Origin of the sequence: Herbaspirillum huttiense (assembly GCF_004367745.1) — a bacterium.
GTDB lineage: Bacteria > Pseudomonadota > Gammaproteobacteria > Burkholderiales > Burkholderiaceae_D > Herbaspirillum > Herbaspirillum huttiense.
In genome coordinates this window covers 5,379,721-5,400,785 of record NZ_CP037993.1, presented here as the reverse complement: position 1 = coordinate 5,400,785, position 21,065 = coordinate 5,379,721, and the positions used below count along the sequence as shown (strand labels likewise).

Sequence of the window (21,065 nt, the reverse complement as noted above, 5' to 3'; positions counted from 1 at the left end):
GGCGGCAGAAAGGATGCATCATGCTTCGCATCGCCATCGCCCAATGCAATCCCACCATCGGTGACTTCACCGGCAACCTGGCGCTTCACCTCGATGCCCTGCAGCGCGCCGCCCGGGCCGGTGCCGACCTGGTGGTCTTTCCAGAACTCTCGGTCTGCGGCTACTACCCCGGCGATTTGCTGGAAGAAGCACGCTTCCTGGCGCAGGCCGAGCAAACTTTGCAATCGGTCATCGACGCCACCCGCAGCCTGCCCGGACTGACTGCCGTGATCGGCGCGCCGCGCCGCAATCCCGGCCCCGGCAAGCCGCTCTTCAATGCCCTGCTGGCGGTGCGCGAGGGTGTGATCGTGGCCGAGTATCACAAGCAGTTGCTGCCGGTGTATGGCGTCTTCGATGATGGCCGCCATTTCGAGGCGGGTCCGGAGACGGCCTGTGTGTTGCCGGTCAAGGGCATGCGGGTCGGCTTCCTGATCTGCGAGGATGGCTGGAACGACGACCTGCGCAGCTATCGCGTCAATCCCTTCGAGAAGCTGGCCCAGGCCGATGCGCAACTGGTGGTCTCCATCAATGCCAGTCCGTCGGATGTGGGCAAGCGCAGCCAGCGCCACGCCCTGTTCCAGGCCGCCTGCCTGCGCCGCCAGATGGCGCTGCTCTACGTCAACCAGGTCGGCGGGCAGGACCAGCTGGTGTATGACGGCGGCTCCTTCGCCATGTCGCCGCTGCAGGGACTGGCCTTCGAGGCGGCGCGCCTGGCCGAGGATTTCCAGGTCATCGCCTTCGAGAGCGGACGCTTCCTGCGCAGCGACGGTGTGGGCGAACCGGTCCGCGCAGACCAGACCCTGGCCACGCCCGAATTCCAGCGCCGCCAGATCCTGCTGGGCCTGCGCGACTATGCGCGACGTTGCGGCTTCGGCAAGGTGGTGGTCGGTTGTTCCGGTGGCATCGATTCGGCGCTCACCATCGCGCTGGCCGTGGAGGCGCTGGGTGCGCAGAACGTGGTGGCGGTGACCATGCCGTCGATGTTCTCCAGCACCGGTTCGGTCGATGATTCCGAAACGCTGTGCCAGGCGCTGGGCGTGACGCTGTTCCGCCATCCCATTTCCGATCTGGTGCGCGAGTTCGAGGACGGTTTTGCCAAGGCCTTCGGCGCACCCCTGCGCGGGCTGCCGCTGGAAAACCTGCAGGCCCGCGTGCGCGGTGCCATCCTCATGGAGTATTCCAACGGCTATGACGCGCTCCTGCTGACCACCGGCAACAAGAGCGAGATCTCGGTCGGCTACTGCACCCTGTATGGCGATACCAACGGTGGCCTGGGCCTGATCGGCGATCTCTACAAGACCGAAGTTTATGCCCTGGCGCGCCACCTCAATGCGCAGGCCGGCCGCGAGATCATCCCCGCGGCCATCATCGACAAGGCTCCCTCGGCCGAACTGGCCCCGGACCAGCGCGATACCGACAGCCTGCCGCCTTACGAGGTGCTCGACGAGATTCTCAAGTGGCACATCGAAGGCAGCCGCCTTCCTGCCGATGAAGCCCTTGCGGCAAGCCGCGCAGTCGAACAGCTCAGCGGAACCGAAACCGGGGCAGCACTGGTCGAACGCATCTGCCGCATGGTGGCGCGCAACGAATACAAGCGCCGCCAGTCGCCGCCAGTGATCCGGGTGCGCGCCCGGGCCTTTGGCAGCGGAAGGCAGATTCCGATCGCAGTGCGCTATTGAGGCGCTGGCCGTCATCCGTCATCCGTCATTCAGGTGAGCGGCCGTTCGACCCTGTTGATAAAAATTAAGGAAAGCGCATGCCCGTCCTGACTCCGCAATACGATGCCGCCGTGGTGATCGGCCGCTTCCAGCCCGTGCACAACGGCCACCTGCACCTGCTGCATCACGCGCTGGAGCGCGCGGCCACGGTGATCGTGGTGCTGGGTTCGGCCTTCCACGCCCGCAACACCAAGAACCCTTTCACCTGGGAAGAGCGCGCCGCCATGATCGCCGGTGCCATGCCGCCGGGCCAGCGTGAACGCCTGCGTTTCGTCGCCACCCGCGATTACTACGACGACCGCCGCTGGTCCGCCGAAGTGCGCCGCCTGGTCGCGGCCCAGACCGATCCCCAGGCAAGGGTGCTGCTGGTCGGCCACTTCAAGGATGCCTCCAGCTACTACCTGCGCCACTTCCCGCAATGGCAGCTGGAAACCCTGCCGCGCGCCGGCGACATCGATGCCACCGACATCCGCAACGTCTGGTTCGAGGCCGAGGACCTGGAAGTCAGCCTCGACGTTCTCGACACGATGGTGCCGCCCAGCGTGCGCCACTACCTGCGCGCCTGGTCACTGCTGCCGCATTACGCCGCCCTGGTGGAAGAACATCGCCAGTTGCGCAAGTATCAAGCGGCCTGGGCTGCGGCACCTTATCCGCCGGTCTTCACGACAGTGGATGCCGTGATCCGCGCGGCGGACCACGTGCTGCTGGTACAGCGCAAGGGCTTTCCGGGGCGCGGGCTGTGGGCCATCCCCGGCGGTTTCCTGGACCAGCGCGAGCGCCTGATGCAGGCCGCCCTGCGCGAACTGGCCGAGGAAACCAACCTGGCCGTGCTGGATGTGACGCTGGAAGAGGCCCTGGTGGACGTCAAGATTTTCGATCACCCCGACCGCAGTGCGCGCGGCCGCACCATCACTCACGCTTACTACTTTGACCTGCGGCTGGAACAACTTCCCGAGGTCGAGGCCGCCGATGATGCGGCCCAGGCGGTGTGGACACCGATTGCACAACTGGCGGCGATGGAGGCGAGCTTCTTCGATGATCACTTCCATATCCTCGATACCTTCCTCAACCTCACCGGCAGCGAGTGAGACCATGGCCATCTCTGAAGCTGTCGACACCACCGAGGCCATCGCACCGGATAGTCCGGCGCTGCCCGACCTGATGCCCGCCGCCCTGCAGCAGCTGCTGGAAAACCGCCTGCCACGCGTGATCCGGCGCGAGCCCGACCAGGACGATGCAAGGCGCTGGCGGCGCTGGGAGATCGGCGGGCGCACCGTGCAGATCGCCCAGCCCGTGACCTTTACCCCCTATGCCTCGGCGCAACCATGCTCGGCGCGCTGCCGCTTCTGTTCCGAAACGCTGGACGATGGCGGCCCGCACGCCGCAGCGCTACGACCCGGTCCGCAGTACGGCGCACAGCTCCGGCAAGCGCTCGCTGCGCTGCGCGGGCTGCCGCTGTCGTGGTCGCTGTCGGGACTGGAGACCACCGATGACGCCGGCTGGATGCTGTCCATGCTCGACGCGCTGCAGGAGCACGCGCGCCAGTCACCCGTGCAGGGCAGCGTGCTCTACACCAATGGAGCCGGCCTGGCCACGCCGCTGGGCGCGGAGCTGGTCACGCGCCTGCAGGCTTTTGACCTGGGCTGGGTGGAACTGTCGCGCCACCATCATGAGGCCCAGGCCAATCAGGCCATCATGCGTTTTCGCAGCGGACAGGCGGTTGCCACTCAGGCCGGCATCGACGCCACGCTCACGCAACTGGTGCCGCAGTTGCCGGTGAAGCTGGTGTGCATCGTGCAGCAGGGTGGCATCGATGGCGTGCCCGCGCTGAAAGCCTATCTGCGCTGGGCGCAACAGCGCGGCGTGACGTCGGTGATCCTGCGCGAGTTCTCGCAACTCGGACCGCAATACCGCAACAACGTGACGGCCCGCTACATCGGCGGCGCGCGCATCGATGTGGCGGCGTTGCTGGCAGCCTGCCTGGCCGATCCGGAACTGAGCGCCGAAGCGCAACCGGTGCACGCCACCTCCGGCTACTACTTCTGGAACGTGGTGTTGCACTGGCGCGGCATGCAGCTCACCTTCGAAGCCTCGGACTATGTGCGCATGCATGCGCGCCATGCCAGCGGACGCATCTACAAGCTGGTGTTCCATGCCAATGGCCGCCTGTGCGGCGGCTGGAATCCCGAACAACACGTGCTGCTGGAAACCACCGGTGCCGCCCCCATGCGCAGTCGCGCGGTGCAGCCGTTGCAGCTGCTGCGGAGCCCGTGATGAACGACAACAGCTGGCTGCACCTCAGCAGGCAGGACCCGGCCTGGACCCTGCCGCAGGAGCTGGCCGAGACCGATCCCTTCGGCGCGCGCGATTGCGGCTGGGTGGAGCAGATGCAGCCGTTCATTGCGCACCTGTGCCCGCCTGACGGCAAGGTGCTCGATCCCTTCTGCGGATTTGGCAGCACGCTGGTCGCCGCGCACAGCGTGGGCCGCGCGGGCATCGGCATTGAGATAGATGGCCAGCGCGTGGCATTGACGCGCCAGCGGCTGCAGCGTCTCGGGGCCGATGGTCCGCCACAGCAAGTGTTGCAAGGCGATGCCACGGCGCTCGCGCATTCGCTGCCGCCGGTGGACCTGGTGTTGAGCAACCTGCCTTACTTCGGCTGCCAGTGGCCGGACGCCTCCGACGCCGCGCACGCTGGACAGCTTTACGCCAGCCAGACCTACGCCGCTTTCCTCGGCATGCTGGAGCGCCTGCTGCGCGCATTGCGCGACTGTTTGCGTCCCGGCGGCTGGCTGGTGCTGTGCGCCGAGAATCTGCGGGTGGGCGAGCAGTTCGTGCCGCTGGCCTGGGATCTGGCGCGGCTGATGGCGGACCGCTTCCGTTTCGTCGAAGAGCGCATCCTGATCTATGACCGCGCCAGTGCGCCCGAGACGCCCGGCCAGCTGCGCAGCAATCGTTCGCACGAATACGCGCTGATCGCGCGCCATCTGCCGCACGCCATTGATACGGAGCAGACTCTTGCCGTACTGCAAGCGCTGCAGTTGGCGCATCCGGGGTTCGTCCTTTACGGCAGCTTTGCCCGCTGGCTGCAGGATTTGCCGTTGTCGCAGGCGCCCGCCGATGCGGATCTGTTGCTTCCCGACGATCCGCGACTGGTTGCTGCCGTGTGCCACTGGCTGGAACAGCAGGGCTTCGCGCTCACCTGCTGGGGCGCACCGTTCTCGGCCGCCATGGCCGGCTCCGCTGCGGCCGTGCTCCCGGAGCGCCACTACCTGCGCGCCGTGCGGCTCGACCGTGCGGGCCGGCAGGTGCGGCTGGACCTGTGCCTGCGCGATGCGCAGCACGATGTGGCAACTGTTCTTCCGCATGCGGTTTTCCATCACGGCTTGCTCCTGATGCCGCCAGCGCTGTTGCAGGGCCCCGGCTGAGCTGGTGTGATCACTGCGCCGCATCGTTTATTCATCGCCTGTCTACCCGCTTTTACTGCGCCTCATGCCAAAATGGCATGGGGCGCTGCTCATGCCATTTCGGTATAGTGGCTGCGTTCCAAAGGAGGGTCGCCGCCAGGCACAACGTGGTCGGCACCAAAGACAAGCCGCCGGATCAGCGCGGCAAGCCAACGGGGTAGGGAAGATGGAAATCAAATGGGTGGAGGACTTCCTCTCGGTCGTCGATACGCTGAACTTCAGCCGCTCGGCCAAACTGCGCAATGTCACGCAACCGGCCTTCGGCCGCCGCATCCGCTCGCTGGAAACCTGGCTGGGCGCCGAACTGTTCGATCGCTCGTCCTATCCCTGCGCGCTCACGCCGGCTGGTGAATCCTTCGTCCCGATCGCCAAGGAAATGCTCAACCAGTCGATGCAGGCGCGGCTGGTGCTGCGCGGCCAACTGGCAGGGGCGCAATCCTCGGTACGCTTTGCGATGCCGCACACGCTCTTGCTGACGGTGTTCCCCAAGCTGCTGTCGGAAATCGAAAAGACCATCGGCGCCATCGCCACCACCGTCATGGCCGGCAACGTGCACGATGCCGTCATTGCCCTGGTGGAGCGCAACTGCGACCTGCTGCTGTGCTATGACCATCGCCAGCAGGGCATCGCCCTCGATACCGAACGCTATGCCGTGCTTTCGCTGGGCAAGGAGCCGCTGCGTCCCTATGTCAAGACGCTGCCGAGTGGCCAGCCCAAGTATGTGTTGCCGGGTACGCCCAATGATCCGCAACCCTTCCTCAGTTATTCCCCGTATTCCTCGCTCTCGCGCATCGTCGAGAAGGCCCTGCATTCCAGCCCGCGCCGCGTGCACCTGTTCCGCCGCTTCGAGACCGACCTGGCCGAAGGCTTGAAGAGCATGGCCGTCGAAGGCCACGGCATCGCCTGGCTGCCGGCCAGTGCGGTGTCGCGCGAGATCGCCGAGGGCAAGCTGACCCTGGCCATCGCCCCGAACGACAGTGAAGCGCTGGAGCAGGGGCTGTGGTGCGACGAGATGGATATCCGCGTCTATCGCCGTCTGGATGGTGCCAATCCGGACATAGACCGGATCTGGAACTATCTCAAGGCCGAGCACGGCACGCCGTAATTTTTCCTGCATTTTTTGAAGCCAAGGTCCCGCATGAAATTTCTCACCAACCAGCAGGTCAGCGAACTGCTGACCACCGAAGACGCCATCGCCTCCATGCGCGAGGCCTTTGCCCACGCCGCCGAGGGCGCGCACCAGGGGCGCGTGCGCACCAGTGCCGCCAATGGCGTGATGCTGTCGATGATGGGGGCGGTCATTCCGTCGGCGGGGATCGCCGGGGCCAAGGTCTACACCACCATCAAGGGCCAGTTCAAGTTCGTCATCCAGCTGTTCTCCAGCGAGACCGGCGCACCGCTGTGCACGCTGGAAGGTGACGCCATGACCGGCCTGCGCACTGCGGCCGCAACCGCAGTGGCCTGCGATGCGCTGGCCCGCAGGGACGCCGCCACCCTGGCGGTGATCGGCACCGGCGTGCAGGCGCGTTCGCACATTCCGGCGCTGCTGCAGGTGCGGCCGTTCAAGGAAGTATTGATCGCCGGCTTGTCGGGCCGCGAAGCCCTGGCCGAGGAAGTCACGCGCACCCTGGGCGTTCCGGCGCGCGTGGTGAGCATCGATGAAGCCGCCGCCGCAGCGGACGTGCTGGTCACCGTCACCCGTTCAGCCACGCCGCTGTTCGATGGCAAGCTGCTGCGTCCGGGGACTTTCGTCGCCGCCGTCGGTGCCTCCAAGGCCAACGTGCGCGAACTGGACGACATCGCCATCGGCCGTGCTGCCGCGTTGTTCGTGGAATGGAAGCCACAGGCGCAGCAGGAGGCCGGCGACCTGGTGCAGTGCGCACCGGGCGTGTTCGCGTGGGACAAGGTGATGGAACTGGCGCAGGCTGTCGATGGCAGCATGCCTTATCAGCGCCGCGACGAGGACATCGTCATCTACAAGGCCATCGGCATCGGGCTGGAAGATGTGGCGCTGGCAGGGCTGGCGTATCGCAAGGCGTGCGCGCAGTACGGCTGGTAAGCCGGATCTGGCGGGATGAAAAAAGGCGCTGCGGATTTTCCCGCAGCGCCTTTTGTTTGGGGCAGCCTCGAATCAGGCAGTCACTTTCTTGTTCTTGGCGGCTGCTGCCGGTTTGGCCCGCAAGGCGGTGGCGGTGGCGATGAGCACGACGGCGATGCCGGTCACGGTGCCCACGGTCACCGGTTCATCCAGCAGCAGCCAGGCCCACAGCGAAGCCGTCATCGGCACCAGGAAGGTCACGGTGATGGCCTTGGTCGCCCCTTCAGATGCAATCAGTTGGAAGAACAGTGCGTAAGCGATACCGGTACAGACCACGCCCAGCACCAGTACAGATAACAGCGCAGGCAGGGTACCCGCCTGCAGCGCATGCGGCATCGACGGCGCAGCCAGCGGCAGCAGGCACAGGGCAGCGGCGAACTGGCTGCCGGTGGCCATGGCGATGGGCGGGATGCCGCCGGCGCGCATGCGCGTGAAGGTGGCCGCAAAACCATAGCTGACCGCCGCACCCATGGCCGCCAGCACCCCGGCGATCACCAGCGCATCGACCGGTGCCGGGCCGATGCCGACCAGCACCGCCACGCCGACCAGGCCCAGCACGAAGGCCCCGGTACGCACCAGGCTCAGCCGTTCGCCCAGCAGCAGGAAACCGAACATGGCCGTGAAGATCGGTGCCAGCGAATTCATGGTGGCCATGTAGGCCGAGGGAATGTGCAGCGCCGACCAGGCAAACAGCGCGAAGGGCAGGGCGGTATTGAAGATGCCGATCACCAGGTAGGGCAGCCAGTTGCGTCGCCACTGCAGCGGCACCCCGCGCATGCGGGCAAAGGCCAGCAGCGACAGCGTGGCCAGCGAGGCACGGCCGAAGGTGGTCAGCATGGGGCCGAAGACCGGAGCGGCGATGCGCATGAGCATGAAGCTGGTGCCCCAGATGGCAGCCAGCAGCAACAGCTTGGCAATGTTGGAGGAAGACATGGATGTGGGCGGCAGGTATGGCCAGTGGGAGGTCGATTGTACGGCCACTTCCTCGAGCCGTCCCGGTACAGTTGGCAGCTTTGTACCGGGCCACTTGACCGCAGCGCAACAGTCACCGGGGAGAATGAGGAAGAACTGTGCATGGCACCGTACCGGGCCACCTGCTAGGCTTGCCAGCCTGACACTTACTGTACGGGAGCCTGCATGCTGACGATCTACGGCCGTGACAATTCCATCAACGTACGCAAGGTCCTGTGGGCCTGCAGCGAGCTGGACATTGCCTTCGAGCGGCAGGACTGGGGTATTGGTTTCAAATCGACCAGCGAGCCTTCCTTCGTTGCCATGAATCCCAATGCGATGGTGCCGGTGATTGATGATGATGGCTTCGTCCTGTGGGAGTCCAACAGCATCCTGCGCTATCTCGCCGGGCAATACGGTGACGGTGCGCTGTATCCGAAGGAACCGCGTCTGCGCGCACGCATCGACCAGTGGATCGACTGGCAGGCCAGCGACCTCAACCGCAGCTGGAGCTATGCCTTCATGGCGCTGGTGCGCAAGTCGCCCGAGCATGGCGATGCGCAGCAACTGGCGGCTTCCATCGCTGGCTGGACGCGCTTCATGCAGGTGCTGGAACAACGGTTGCAGCACAGTGGCGGTTTCGTGGCGGGTCCTGCATTCACGCTGGCCGATATTCCGGTCGGGTTGTCGGTCAATCGCTGGTTCGGCACGCCCTTGGAGCATGCGCCCTTGCCGGCCGTGGCAGCGTATTACGAGCGCCTCAGCGAGCGGCCCGGCTTCCGTGCCTACGGCCGCAACGGCATGGCCTGATGGCGGCGGGCGCGGTACACTGCGGCCTTGCGCATGCGCGCCCATTTCCGTCCTGCAGGTTCACCATGGCCACCCGAAAGAAAAAACTGCTCTTCCTTGCCGCCTTCCTTGGCTGTCTGCTGCTGGCCAGCGTTCCCTTGTGGACTTTGCTGTTTTACTGATTTGTTTTGATTGCTTGCGCCTGCTCGAAATCGTATCAGGCGTTACTAAAAATCCTTCCAGGATTCGCTCTTCTTTTGTGCCCGATGCGGGCCGATGCGTCTTGCCCCGGCATGATGTGCGGCCTTGCTGCGGCACCGGCTGAAGGCTTCTTTCGGATTCTCTTCTTCGCGCTGCGGCTGATGTCATCACTGCAGAGGAGGAGCGTGTGCCACAAGCCTTCATCACCATCGGGGACAGGACCAGCCACGGCGGCACGGTCATCTCCGGCGATCTCACTTTCATGGTCCACGGCAAGCCGGTGGCGCGCGTGGGGGACCAAACGGTCTGTCCCCGGTGCCAGGGGACCTTCGCCATCACTACCGGCGCGGGCGACATGTTCTCGCTCGGCGCGGCCGTGGCACGCCACGGTGACCGCACCGCCTGCGGCGCCACCCTGCTGGTGCGCAGCTGATGGCGGCCGACATCATGAAGCGACTGGCCGAGGCCAGGAAGACCATGCCGGCACTGCAGCTGTACGTCCTCGTGGACGGACTGCACTACGAGTCCTGCACAAATGCAGCGCTACGGGAGGGACCCGGCGTCATTGCGCTCTTTGCCGACACTGTGGATGCCCATCTGGCGCCCGCCGGGCCCTGGCTGCTGGCGGTCGAGAAGCTGTCCCCTGCGTTGCTGGAGCAGATCAGCCGCCTGGAAGCGATTGCTCCGGCGGTTTCCTGGATCATTGGCCCGCAGGATCTGCAGGGCCTCGCGCAACTATTGCGCTTGTGCATGCAGATGGGCTTGCCCGACGGACGCACTGCACTGCTGCGTTTTTGGGATCCGCGTGTGTTGGCCGCAGCAGCGCGTGACCTGAAGGCAGCGCAGCGCCACACGCTCTTCGGTCACCTGTTTGAATGGCACCTGTTGCTGGATGGCCGCCGGGTTCATATCGGGAGGCCGACATGATCCGCCTCGATGAAGACGACCTGGCGCGTTTGCGTGCCCGTGATACCGAACACTTCATTGCTGCCGTGGCCGACCAGTTCCTCTCCGAGCGTGGCGACCTGCAGCGCGTGCCGGGCCGCAGCGAGGTAATCCGGCGCATGCGCGAGGCCTATGAGCATGGTCTGTCGCTGGGCTTCGGTGCGTTGTCCCACCTGATCTACATGATGTATCTGTCAGCCGATTGGCCGGGCCTGTTCCGTCGTCCGGGTACCGTGCGTTACCTTCGCCGCCCGGGTGCCACGCCCGAACAAAGGCTCGATGACATGATCGCCGTTCTGCACAAGCTGGCCGCGCCGCAAGATGAGGAGCGCAAATCATGATCGCTCCCGTCGTGGCGGTACCGCTGATCAGCAGCGAGATTCTTGGATGGATAGGGCTGGGTGCGTCGGCGGTCGCAGCCGGTACCGGGGCGGCCATCTACAGCAGTTCGCGCAGGGCCGAAGAGGCCAAGTCCTCCCCATTGAGTCAGGCCGATTTACTCAAGAAAGATCAGTCCTGCAAGCGCTGTCCGCCCGCAGCGGGGAGCCTGGTACCGCGCAACTGGCACATGTCTGAAGAGGCAAGGGCCTATCAGGCGCGCGTGACCGGGTTTGCACCCTATACCGAGTGGGCCTTCGATGACATTGATTTCGATGGATTCCAGCCGGCTCCGTGTCTGCTGCAAGAGGCCAAGGCGCGGTATGCCCAGTTCTTTGACCAGAAGACCAGCCGGCCAAAGTCTTTTTACGTCAACAAGGGATACCAGAACCTGCTCAGACAGGCCAAGGCGCAGAGTGGCACCGTCTTGAAGTCGCCGCCGGCTCGTTTGCACTGGTATGTGCAAGACGAGCCAGTCTTTCGTCACCTAAGAGAGGTATTCATCCTTAACCGATTTCCCATCCACATTGTCCACTTGCCCTGACCATGAATCTCGATATCAAATTTGCTTTTGTTTCAGCACTGGATACGCTGCCGGACAGCTCGGAACATTTTTCCATGCTGTGGAAAGTTGCACTTCTGCTCGAACCCATCGGCATGCCGCTGGAAGATTGGTGCCCGCCTGCTGATACGCCAGAAGACGCTCGTCGTATCCAGGCATTTGAAAGAGAGGGCCCCACGCGCGCCGCACTGGCCATCGTCGCAGAGAATGAACGGCAGGAACCTGCCGACCATTTCCGCTACTTGGGGACATGGAACGGCTACGAGGAGGAGGGTGGTGCGGCGATCCTTCTTGGCTTGACGCTGGCCGACGATCCTGGCAATTCGACCTTCCTCTTGCAGGCGCAAGCGGTTCCTGCGCTTTGTCGGAAGGCCAATCTGATCGAAGTTCTGACCGGACTCTCACTGCAATGGCAGCCCCCCTTCATCGCCGTCGACCCAGGCAGTTATGGGATGCGCCACAAGGTCTTCTCCGATCGCCCCGGCGCCGGATGGCTGCTGTATCTGCCAGGCAGGATCACGCGCGCCCAAGTCCCCGAGGCCGCCGAGCTGCTGCCGGTATTGAACGAGGACGGACAGCAACGCGGCACGATCATCGTCTCGGTGGCGGGCGATGCGTTTGACGATGAAAACCCCGATCACATCCAGGCCGCCAACGCCATCGAAATCCGCCTGGCTGACCAGGACCTGTTGCCGCGCTACGCTGCCCTGTAACCCTCACGCAAAAAAAATCCCCCGGGTCCGACGACCAGGGGGCCAACATCATTTCATCGCGATTCAGGCAGACACACACCAGGCGGCACCGGACACGGTGCCGTCCCGCTCGCTCAATACGGCAGCCGATGGGGCGGCAGGCTGGCACGGCTGGCCAGCGGATGATGCCGCCAGCGCGCTTCGGCCAACAGGTAGATGCCCGTTGCCGACAACGCAACGGTCACCAGCGTAGAGAGAACGGCAGTCAGCAGGAAGGTGGTGAACATGATGATCTCCTCAAGACGACTTCATCTTAGGAGAAAGCACCTTGCCTGGCTCTAGTGATTTTCCCTAGAAAACAAACAAGCCGCTCAGGGAATCCCTGAGCGGCTTGCAGACCGGCAATGCTGTCATCCTGTCATGCTGCCAAGGCAGCAAGCCCCGCAGCACGATGCTGCATCAGTGCATCAATAACGTTCCAGCCAGTGCGCGTAAGGTGCCGGCAGCGTCCAGGAAGGGCGCTCCACGCCCAGTTCCTTGGCGGCCTGATAAGTCCAGTGCGGGTTGACCAGGTGCGAACGACCGACCATCACCAGGTCGAGCTGGCCCTCCTTGACGGCGCGCTCGGCCAGTTCCGGCGTGCCGAAGCCCCAGGCCGAAGACACCGGCACGCCAGCTTCTTCGCGCACGCGCTTGGCGATCGGACCGAGGAAGGCCGGGCCCCAGGGGATCTGCACTTCAGGAATGGTGAAACCGATGGTCACGCTGATCATGTCCATGCCGATCTCCTTGAACTGGCGCACCACGCCGATGGAGTCGACCAGCGTCTGCTCGTCGCGGCCATCGTATTCCAGCACGCCGAAGCGTACCGTCAGGGCCAGGTGTTCCGGCCACACTTCACGCACGGCACGCAGGGTTTCCAGCAGGAAGCGGGCGCGGTTTTCCACGCTGCCACCGTAGATGTCATCACGCTGGTTGGAATGCGCCGAGAAGAAGCTCTGGCCCAGGTAGCCGTGGGCGAAGTGCAGCTCCAGCCATTCGAAGCCGGCATCACGCGCGCGGATGGCGGCATCGACGAAGTTCTGGCGCACGCGGGCGATGTCGTCCAGGCTCATGGCCTTGGGGACCTTGGGCAAGCCCTTGCCAAAAGCAATCGCGGACGGGGCGATGGTGTCCCAGCCGCGCGCGTCGTCGGCGGCCATGTGGTCGTCGCCTTCCCAGGGACGATTGGCGCTGGCCTTGCGGCCGGCGTGGCCGATCTGGATGCCGGGCACGGCACCGGCGGCCTTGATGGCTTGCACCACCGGCACGAAGGCTTGCGCCAGCTCGTCCGACCAGATGCCGGTGCAGCCCGGCGTGATGCGGCCTTCCGGGGCCACGGCAGTGGCTTCCACGATCACCAGGCCGGCACCGCCTCGGGCGATGCTGGCGTAGTGCGACAGGTGCCATTCGTTGGCCTTGCCGTCCACCGCCATGTACTGGCACATGGGCGGGACGGCAATGCGGTTGCGCAGGTTCAGGTCCTTCAGCTTGAAGGGAGTAAAGAGAGCAGACATGGGTGGCTTCTTGTCAATGATGAAAATGAGATCAACAAGCGCTGCACTGGCACAGCACTCGCTTCGTTTGTTCGTAAATCTTCGAACTATGGAAGGAGTATAACCCAGGGTGTATCATCTTGCAGATGCGTCCCTACAAACATCCCGAGATTGCCGAGTTCGTGCTGGAGCGCGTGCTCTACGCGCTGAGCGATTCGATCCGCCTGGAGATCGTGCGCCACCTGGCGCGCGTGGAATGTGCGACCTGCGGCGAACTCGATGGCGGGCGTCCCAAGTCCACCGTCTCGCACCACTTCAAGGTCTTGCGCGAAGCCGGCCTGGTGCGTACCGAGAGCAATGGCACCACCCACATCAACACCTTGCGCAGCGCCGATATCGAGCAGCGTTTTCCGGGTTTGCTGTCGGCCATCCTGGCCCAGCACGACAAGCTGCCCGCCCGCCGCAAGAAGGCGGCCTGAAGCCTTCCCGTCCGCTCAGAGCTTGCCGGCCTTGACGTCGGCGTCTACCGCCACGAAGGCCGTGGCCATCGCATACTGTTCTGCCTCCACCGAGGTATTGCCGCGAAAGTCCTCGCACACCACGCGCCGGAAGGCGACCGGGTTGTCATTGCGATGCAGCTGGTAACTGCCGACCCAGGTACCGTCGATCTGTTCCCTGCTGCTGACCCGGATGAAATAACCGTGATGCTCGGCCACGTCATTGTCGAGCTGGGTATCGATCACCGCACGCGCGTAACCCACACCGGCCACCTGTGCCGAGGCCACCGAAGCGAAGGGATTGCCGTGCAGGCCGGGGGCCGGTTCGCCATCGATCTGCACGGTGCAAAGGACGTCGCCATCGCGTTGCTGCGTACAGGAGACGCTGATGTGCTTGCCGCGATAGGTGGCACCGTAGGTAGGGAGCATGCGTGCTTTCAAGAAGAATTGCCTGGGCGCTATAGTGGCGCGATCGTTCATCGTGGTCAATCAACTTGCAGCCGGCATGGCGTGACAGCCGCGTAAAAAAAGCCCGCATGTTGCCATGCGAGCCTTTTCTTTCACAGCGACGATTTGCGCAGCAGATCAGGACCCGTGCTTGGCCAGGCCCTCGCGCATCCGCTTCACTTCCTTCTCCGACACGGCCCCTGCCTGGTTGCTCCAGCCCTGGCGCACGAAGCTGGCCAGTTCCGCCGCTTCCTTGTCGGAGAGGCGATGGGCAAAGCCCGGCATGACCAGGATCGACGGTGCCTTCTCGGTGGACGGCGTGCGCGCCCCGGCCAGGATCACGTGCAGCAATGCGCTGGGATTGTCGGCATTGACCACGGTCGCGCCATCGAGCACCGGGAAGATGCCCGGCGCGCCCTTGCCATTGACGAAGTGGCAGGCCGCGCAATTGTCCAGGTACAGGCGCTCGCCCAGGCTCAGGTCCTTGGCGGCCGTGAGTTTCTTCGTGGTAGCCTCGGCCCCTTGCGGCGTGACGCGCCCGCTGCTGGAGGAGGCCACCGGCGAGAGCGTCTTCAGGTAAGCGGCGATGGACTGCAGGTCTTCCGGCTTCAGGTGCGCCGTGCTGTGTTCCACCACCAGGCTCATCTCGCCGGCCACTGACGCAGTCTTGTTGCGGCCGGTCTGCAGGTAGTCGACGATGTCCTGCGCGCTCCAGTGCGGCATGCCGCGCAGCGACGGTACGGCCCAGCCATTGAGATCACCACCCGAGAGGAACTGCGCCTGGCTGCTGTCGCTGGCCTTCTCGTTCATGGCGAACCCGCGCGGGGTGTGGCAGCTGCCGCAGTGGCCCAGGCCCTCGGCCAGATAGGCACCACGCTTGATCTCGGCGCTCCAGCCGTCCTGCTCCTTGAACGGCTTGTCATTGGCGAAGAAGACATTCCACAGCTTCATCCCCCAGCGGATGTTGAAGGGGAAGCTCATGCTGCTGGCCGGCGGCGTGGAGGCCACCGGTTTCACCCCTTGCATGAAGTAGGTGTAGAGGGCATGGATGTCCTCGTCACTCACCTTGGCATAGCTGGGGTAGGGCATGGCCGGATAGAGCTGCGTGCCATCGGCGCGCACGCCATGGCGCACGGCCGCTGAGAACTGGGCTTCGCTGTAGTTGCCGATGCCGTGTTCCTTGTCCGGCGTGATGTTGGTGGAATAGATGATGCCATGGCCGCTGTCGATGGCCAGTCCACCCGAATAGGCCGGCTTGCCGGCAGCGCTGTGGCAGGCCATGCAGTCGCCGGCACGCGCCAGGTATTGGCCGCGCGCCACCGTATCCTGATCGGCCGCCTGCGCCACATTGAACACACCCAGCACGCCCAGCGACAACGCCAGTCCGGCCAGCAATGAAGTCATTTTTTTCATGTTCTCTCCCCCCTTCATGCCTGGACCAGCGGGCCGGGGTTCTTCAGGTACTGCGTCTTGATGGCGTGCGCGGCCATGAGCGTGATGGCCCCGATGGTAGCCGTCGGATTGGCCTGGAAGTTCTGCGGGAAGGCATTGCCGCCGGGGACGAAGACGTTGTGCACATCCCAGGATTGCAGGTACTTGTTCAAGGCCGAATCGCGCGGCGAATCGCCCATGATCGCGCCGCCCACATTGTGGGTGGAGACGTACTTGGTGATGTCCCAATGCGAATCCAGGGCCAGGAAACTTTCCGACATGTGGTCCGGATTGAGCTCCTTGGAAATCTTGAGCACGATGTCGCGCAGGTAGCGTTGCAGCTTCAGTTCGTTCTGTCTCCAGTCGAAGGTCATGCGCAACAGCGGCTGCCCCCACGGGTCCTTGTAGTTCGGATCCAGGTCCAGGAAGTGGCCGCGATAGGACATGCAGGTGGTGGTGATGCTGATCTTCATGGAATGGTCGTACCAGTCGATCATGCCTTCCTTCCAGCCGCGTCCCCAGCTCGGTGTGCCCGGCGGCAGCGCCGTGCCGATCGGCGCGCCCGAGGCTTGCGAACTGTGGATCTTGGCACCGCCGATGAAGCCCAGCTTGATGCCATCGTCGAAGTTGCCGGGCGAGATGTCGTTGAACATTTCGCCGGTGGCACCGGCCGTGGCAAAGGAATTGAAGTGCTTGTCCTTGAAGAACAGCGTCGCCCCGCCATTGGAGAGGAAGGCATAGTTGCGGCCGATGACGCCGGTCTCGGTGATCGGGTCATAGGGCTTGCCGATGCCCGAGAGCAGCATCAGGCGCACGTTGGCGAACTGGAAGCTGGAGAGGATCACGATCTTGGCCGGCTGGAACACTTCCTTCATGTTCTCGTCGATGTAGGTCACGCCGCGTGCGGTCTTCTTGTCGGCGTGCAGGTCCACGCGGATGACGTTGGCGTTGACCTTGTAATCGAAGTTGGGCAGGCGCTTGACTACATCCAGGATGGTGGTCTGCGGCGAGGCCTTGGAATAGTTCAGGCAGGGATACTTGCTGCAGAAACCGCAATAGTTGCAAGGTGCAATTTGTGCGCCATACGGATTGGTCCAGGCCTGCGAAACATTGGCCGAGGGATTGGGGAAGGGATGGTAGCCCAGCTTGCGCGCCACATCGGCGAACAGGGTGTTGTTGTAGGTGTCGTGCAGCGCCGGCAGCGGATAGGGGTTCGAGCGCGGTCCTTCGAAAGGATCGCCGCCCGGCTGGATCTGGCCGCGCAGGTTGCCGGTATTGCCCGACAGGCCGCAGACCTTGTCGAAGAAATCGTAGTGCGGCTCGATCTCGTTCCAGGTGAAGGGGAAATCCTTGATGCGCATCTCGGGATCGAGACTGCTGTGCTTGTAGGCCTGGTCGGCGTAGGTCTTGAGCTTGAGGTCAGTCGGTGTGGCGCGGATCAGCACCGCCGTCCAGTGCAGGCCCGAGCCGCCGACGCCGGTACCGGGCGCGAAAGCGCCCCACTTGCGGGTCGGCAGCGCCTGCTGCGCGGTGTTGTAGCGCACCGTCAGCGCAGCATCGCGCGGGGTGGCGAAGACCTTGTTGCGGGTGGCGTAGCCGTACTGGTCGGCCGGCTTGGGATAGGCGAAGTCTTCGGGCGGACGGTCCGGTCCGCGCTCCAGGGCGCGTACCTTCAGGCCGGCCTGGGCCAGTTCGATGGCCATCAGGGAGCCGGCCCAGCCGAGGCCGACGATGACGACGTCGACGTCGTCGTTGGTAATGTTAGGCATTGAATTAAGTCAGTAAGAGGTTGCAGGCGTGAACGAGGAGACGGGGCCGCGCATCAGGCGCGCTTGCCCGACAGGCTCACCGGTCCCAGCGGATACTTCACGTTGTGCTGGTCCACCCATTCGGTATAGGCCGCACGCGCACCGGGGAAGCCGATGGCGACCCAGGCCTTCATGTCCTTGTTGCCGCCGTACATGGGATCGGCCAGGTAGCCGTTCTTGGTATCGCCCAGCAGCTGCCCGAAGAACTGCGAAGGCTTCATCGCCTTCTCGCCCAGCGCGGCAAAGTCCGCAGCGTTCTTCTGCAGCGAGGTCAGCAGGGCATCCTTGTCCTTGGCCTCCAGCTGCTCGAAGCGCTTGCCATGCTGTTGCTGGCTAATCTGCTGGGTCAGGTCGATGCCGATGCGGTAGACGTCCTGCGGCGCGTAGGGAATCTGGAAGCCCAGCGTAGCCGGTGCATCGGTCTGATGCGGCCCCTGCTGGTAGATGTCGCTGCCCAGGCCGGCATGCAATTGCTGGTCGATGAAGACCGGCACATTGGTTTCCAGCGCGCCCGGCCCGCGCCCTTCGGCGGGGATCAGGCGGTCGCAGGCGGCCAGGATGAAGAGCCATTGGGCGGCATTGAAGAACACCGGCTGGTAGTGTTGCAGCTCGATGCCTTCCAGGCCATCGGCCCGGGCCTGCTTGAGCAGGGGCAGCGAGACTAGCGGCACTGCCGCTGCGGTGGCCGCGAGGACGGCACGCCGCGAGGGACTGAACTTGGTGGTCATGATGTGAGCAAAGTGGAGTGGGTGGAAAACAAGCTGCGCGAGGCATCGGGACAAGGACGCATCGGGCAGGACTGCGCCCGCCATGACCGCTGCACGGCACGCGCGCCGGCACCCGCAATGCCGCGTGGAGCGGCCTGCGCAGGATGAGACGTCGTTGCAATGGAATGGGTCATGGGTCGCAATCTCAGAGTGGGTCAACGCGTCTCCGATCTTGCGTCCAGCTTGCGGGGCTGGCATTTCTTGTGGTTCCCGGTCCTGGCCACGGTCAATCAGGCCAGGCGGGTTGCTCTATGGATGAGCGCACGCATTCTAACACCTCTAGTTGTCAGATGTCTTAAGACGCTGCCCCGCGGCAAGATCCTGCCATGGCCGTCTTCGGCTACACTGCTCATCCGCAGCATTGTCGCTGCAGACCCCGAATTCCGAGACCGAGACACCATGCAGATTCGCGACGCTACCCCTGCCGACATCCCCGGCATCACCCTGATCTTCAACGACGCCGTGGTCAATACCACGGCCATCTGGAGCGACAAGCTGGTGGACGACCAGAACCGCCAGGACTGGCTGGCGGCCCGTCGCCAACTGGGCTATCCGGTGCTGGTGGCGGTGGAGGGCGACAAGGTACTGGGCTATGCGAGCTTCGGTGACTGGCGTCCCTTCGATGGTTTCCGCCATTCGGTGGAACATTCGGTCTACGTCCACAAGGAGCACCGTGGCGAAGGCCTGGGCGTGGCCCTGATGCAAGCGCTGATCCCGCGTGCGCGCGCCGTTGGCAAACACGTCATGGTGGCCGCCATCGATGCCAGCAACGTCGGCTCCATCGCCCTGCACAAGAAGCTCGGCTTCGAGCAGGTCGGCCACATGCCGCAGGTCGGCACCAAGTTCGGCAAGTGGCTGGACCTGGCCTTCCTGCAACTGACGCTGGATCAGCGCACTGATCCCGACAACATCGGCAGCTGATTGCCGCAGCGTCAAACACGAAGGGCCGCATGGAAGCGGCCCTTTGTGTTGCTACTCAGCGATGCGAGGAAGGGGCTCACGGCCTCAGCCGTTGTGCTTTTCTCCCTCGTGCTTCTCGCCTTCATGCTTGTCGTTGGCGCGCCTGTCTTCCTCGTGTTTGGCCGCCTCGTGCTTCGCTTGCGCGTGCGCTTCCTGTGCATGGGCAGCTGCCTCATGCCGCTCGGGGGCGGCCTTCTGTTCGTGCTGCGGCGGACGTTCTTCACGGGGCGCGGCGGCAGCATGCGCCTGCATCTGCGGATGAAGGTTTTCCTGCTTCATCGCCTGGGCCTTTCTTTCCTCTGCCTGCTGGCGGGCTTGTTGCGCGGCATTCTGTTGGGCCTGTTCACGTTCGTGTGCTGCCTGCGGTTCCTTCTGCGCGCGCTGCTCCTGTTGTTGCTGCTGCAGTTGGCGTTGCTCCTGCTGCTCGCGCTCTGCCTGTTGTGGCGCTTCCTGATGCGGGCGCGCACCTGTTGCCTGCACGGCTTCCTTCTGCGCCTGCGGCTGTGCATGCAGGTTGGTCAGCGCCATCTTCTGCTGAGTTTCCTGCGCGCGCAGTGACGGCATCGCGCCGGGACGTGCATCGCTGGCCGTGAAATGCGGCATGCTCATGGCCGCCGGTGCCACCTGTTCGCGGCGATTGTCGATGCGGGTCTGGTTGTTGACGTTGCGCTCGTCGACATTGCGCACGTTGTTCACGTTGCTGACATTGCTGACGTTGCTGACGTTGTTCACGTTGTTGTTCACCACGCGCGTATTGTTGACCGTCACGTTGTTGTTGGTCACGCGATTGATCACGGTGGTCGAGTGCGAGACATAGGTGGTGTTCTTGTAGACCACAGCCGGCCGCTGCCAGTCGCCGGACGGGCGATCGCCGCCGCCACCGCCACCCCAATGCATGCCCCAGTCATGCCATCCCCAGTCACTGTGATGACTGATGGCCTCGCCCACGAACACGCCCACGCCGAAGGACAGTGCACCCACCACCACTTCATTGGCCACCGGGCTGGGCGGACGATAGGCATAGCCCGGATACACCGGCACCGGCGGACCATAGACCACGGCCGGGTTGTAGGCCGGCACGTAGACCGTATCCGGCTGGCTGGATTCGATGACGATGGTCTGCGGCGGCGGCGGGATCACCGGGGCACCGGCGTAGACGGTGCGCGGCGCGGGCGCATCTTCCACCCGCACGGTGTCGCTGCTGCGTACCGTGCTGACCACCTTCAGCTGCGAGGAACTCTTGAGATTGCCGGCCTGTTGCGCACGCAGGCGCAGGGCCTGGATGGCATTCATCACATCGTTGGGATCATTGACGAAGGCATCGCCCAGCGAGCGCGTCCAGTCGGGATTGGCAGCCATCTGCGACAGGACCGCCGGGAACATGGTGAGCGATTTCACGCTGACATCCCAGGGCTGCTTGTCTTCGGCTGCCTGCAGGATATCGCCCTTGAGCGCGCCATTCTGTCCCAGCCACTGGTTGGCGGCGACGATCTGGTCCGGGTAGGTGGCCCCGGCCAGCACTTGCGCCACCAGCTTGTCCGGGAACAGGGCGATGGGTGCCACCATCTGCGACAGTTGCTCGGCCGTGGGCGGCGTGTAGGGCGGCGTGGTCGGCGTAGCCGGTGCGGCAGCTGCGGTGGGCGGGACGGCGTCCTGCTTCTGGCAGGCGGAGAGGGCCAGCACTGCACCGAGCAGCGAAGCCGAAACGATGATGGCGGAAGATCTGTTTCTTGTTGTCATGATGAAGTCCTCGATCCGTGACGGCGCACGGAAAACGCGT

At 64.2% G+C, this 21,065-nt stretch carries 21 protein-coding genes and 1 pseudogene; 14 read left to right on the top strand and 8 right to left on the bottom strand.

Annotation, left to right across the window (positions count from 1 at the left end; translation table 11 throughout):
• Positions 1–20 precede the first annotated feature (20 nt).
• The 6 genes from E2K99_RS24085 to E2K99_RS24060 all read left to right on the top strand — a co-directional run bounded on the left by E2K99_RS24085 (position 21) and on the right by E2K99_RS24060 (position 7,283).
• Entirely contained in the window at positions 21–1,718 is a 1,698-nt protein-coding gene (locus tag E2K99_RS24085) for an NAD+ synthase (protein ID WP_134223835.1), read from the top strand.
• Between the two features lie 77 nt (positions 1,719–1,795).
• The gene (locus E2K99_RS24080) at positions 1,796–2,845 is read left to right on the top strand and encodes a bifunctional nicotinamide-nucleotide adenylyltransferase/Nudix hydroxylase (protein ID WP_134223834.1); all 1,050 of its coding nucleotides are present in this window, start codon (positions 1,796–1,798) and stop codon (positions 2,843–2,845) included.
• A 4-nt stretch (positions 2,846–2,849) separates the two neighbouring features.
• On the top strand, positions 2,850–4,031 hold the full coding sequence (locus E2K99_RS24075) for a hypothetical protein (protein ID WP_205703727.1): 1,182 nt from the start codon (positions 2,850–2,852) through the stop codon (positions 4,029–4,031).
• A complete protein-coding gene (locus tag E2K99_RS24070) occupies positions 4,031–5,185 on the top strand; it encodes a TRM11 family SAM-dependent methyltransferase (RefSeq protein WP_134223833.1) in 1,155 nt (384 codons plus the stop codon). The genes E2K99_RS24075 and E2K99_RS24070 overlap by 1 nt, the downstream gene beginning before the upstream one ends.
• 205 nt (positions 5,186–5,390) lie before the next feature.
• Complete coding sequence (locus E2K99_RS24065; RefSeq protein WP_134223832.1) at positions 5,391–6,329, top strand: LysR family transcriptional regulator; 939 nt, start codon at positions 5,391–5,393, stop codon at positions 6,327–6,329.
• A 33-nt stretch (positions 6,330–6,362) separates the two neighbouring features.
• Positions 6,363–7,283, top strand: a complete 921-nt coding sequence (locus E2K99_RS24060) for an ornithine cyclodeaminase family protein (RefSeq protein WP_134223831.1) — start codon at positions 6,363–6,365, stop codon at positions 7,281–7,283.
• Positions 7,284–7,355: 72 nt separating this feature from the next.
• On the opposite strand, the gene E2K99_RS24055 is transcribed toward E2K99_RS24060, so the two are convergent.
• On the bottom strand, positions 7,356–8,255 hold the full coding sequence (locus tag E2K99_RS24055; RefSeq protein ID WP_134223830.1) for a DMT family transporter: 900 nt from the start codon (positions 8,253–8,255) through the stop codon (positions 7,356–7,358).
• A 204-nt stretch (positions 8,256–8,459) separates the two neighbouring features.
• Between E2K99_RS24055 and E2K99_RS24050 the strand changes: the two genes are divergently transcribed.
• From E2K99_RS24050 to E2K99_RS24025, 6 genes and pseudogenes are all read left to right on the top strand, one after another.
• Positions 8,460–9,083, top strand: coding sequence for a glutathione S-transferase family protein (locus E2K99_RS24050; protein WP_134223829.1), 624 nt, complete (start codon positions 8,460–8,462; stop codon positions 9,081–9,083).
• 367 nt (positions 9,084–9,450) lie between these two features.
• A pseudogene (locus E2K99_RS24045) lies at positions 9,451–9,684 on the top strand (PAAR domain-containing protein); the annotation flags it as partial.
• Positions 9,685–9,695: 11 nt separating this feature from the next.
• A complete protein-coding gene (locus tag E2K99_RS24040; protein ID WP_134223828.1) occupies positions 9,696–10,190 on the top strand; it encodes a DUF4123 domain-containing protein in 495 nt (164 codons plus the stop codon).
• Entirely contained in the window at positions 10,187–10,549 is a 363-nt protein-coding gene (locus E2K99_RS24035) for a hypothetical protein (protein ID WP_034331721.1), read from the top strand. Before E2K99_RS24040 ends, E2K99_RS24035 begins: the two co-directional genes overlap by 4 nt.
• Entirely contained in the window at positions 10,546–11,130 is a 585-nt protein-coding gene (locus tag E2K99_RS24030; protein WP_134223827.1) for a restriction endonuclease fold toxin 5 domain-containing protein, read from the top strand. The genes E2K99_RS24035 and E2K99_RS24030 overlap by 4 nt, the downstream gene beginning before the upstream one ends.
• A 2-nt stretch (positions 11,131–11,132) precedes the next feature.
• Entirely contained in the window at positions 11,133–11,861 is a 729-nt protein-coding gene (locus E2K99_RS24025) for an Imm52 family immunity protein (RefSeq protein WP_166675109.1), read from the top strand.
• A gap of 113 nt (positions 11,862–11,974) precedes the next feature.
• Here the strand turns inward: E2K99_RS24025 and E2K99_RS25635 are convergent, their stop codons facing one another.
• Both E2K99_RS25635 and E2K99_RS24020 read right to left on the bottom strand, forming a co-directional pair.
• Positions 11,975–12,127, bottom strand: coding sequence for a hypothetical protein (locus tag E2K99_RS25635; RefSeq protein WP_166675108.1), 153 nt, complete (start codon positions 12,125–12,127; stop codon positions 11,975–11,977).
• A 180-nt stretch (positions 12,128–12,307) separates the two neighbouring features.
• Positions 12,308–13,396: an NADH:flavin oxidoreductase/NADH oxidase gene (locus E2K99_RS24020; RefSeq protein ID WP_134223826.1), complete on the bottom strand. Its 1,089-nt coding sequence runs from the start codon at positions 13,394–13,396 to the stop codon at positions 12,308–12,310.
• A gap of 125 nt (positions 13,397–13,521) precedes the next feature.
• Between E2K99_RS24020 and E2K99_RS24015 the strand changes: the two genes are divergently transcribed.
• Entirely contained in the window at positions 13,522–13,854 is a 333-nt protein-coding gene (locus E2K99_RS24015; RefSeq protein ID WP_034331719.1) for an ArsR/SmtB family transcription factor, read from the top strand.
• Between the two features lie 15 nt (positions 13,855–13,869).
• Here E2K99_RS24015 and E2K99_RS24010 read toward each other — a convergent pair whose 3' ends face one another.
• The 4 genes from E2K99_RS24010 to E2K99_RS23995 all read right to left on the bottom strand — a co-directional run bounded on the left by E2K99_RS24010 (position 13,870) and on the right by E2K99_RS23995 (position 18,286).
• A complete protein-coding gene (locus tag E2K99_RS24010; protein ID WP_039784766.1) occupies positions 13,870–14,301 on the bottom strand; it encodes a hypothetical protein in 432 nt (143 codons plus the stop codon).
• 156 nt (positions 14,302–14,457) lie between these two features.
• Entirely contained in the window at positions 14,458–15,732 is a 1,275-nt protein-coding gene (locus E2K99_RS24005) for a c-type cytochrome (RefSeq protein ID WP_134223825.1), read from the bottom strand.
• Between the two features lie 14 nt (positions 15,733–15,746).
• Entirely contained in the window at positions 15,747–17,519 is a 1,773-nt protein-coding gene (locus E2K99_RS24000) for a GMC family oxidoreductase (protein ID WP_088755552.1), read from the bottom strand.
• A gap of 53 nt (positions 17,520–17,572) precedes the next feature.
• A complete protein-coding gene (locus E2K99_RS23995; protein WP_134223824.1) occupies positions 17,573–18,286 on the bottom strand; it encodes a gluconate 2-dehydrogenase subunit 3 family protein in 714 nt (237 codons plus the stop codon).
• Between the two features lie 438 nt (positions 18,287–18,724).
• Here E2K99_RS23995 and E2K99_RS23990 point away from each other — a divergent pair, with 438 nt between their 5' ends.
• Positions 18,725–19,246, top strand: a complete 522-nt coding sequence (locus E2K99_RS23990) for a GNAT family N-acetyltransferase (RefSeq protein WP_034331715.1) — start codon at positions 18,725–18,727, stop codon at positions 19,244–19,246.
• An 84-nt stretch (positions 19,247–19,330) separates the two neighbouring features.
• Here E2K99_RS23990 and E2K99_RS23985 read toward each other — a convergent pair whose 3' ends face one another.
• Positions 19,331–21,025, bottom strand: a complete 1,695-nt coding sequence (locus E2K99_RS23985) for a DUF3300 domain-containing protein (protein ID WP_205703726.1) — start codon at positions 21,023–21,025, stop codon at positions 19,331–19,333.
• Positions 21,026–21,065: the final 40 nt, after the last annotated feature.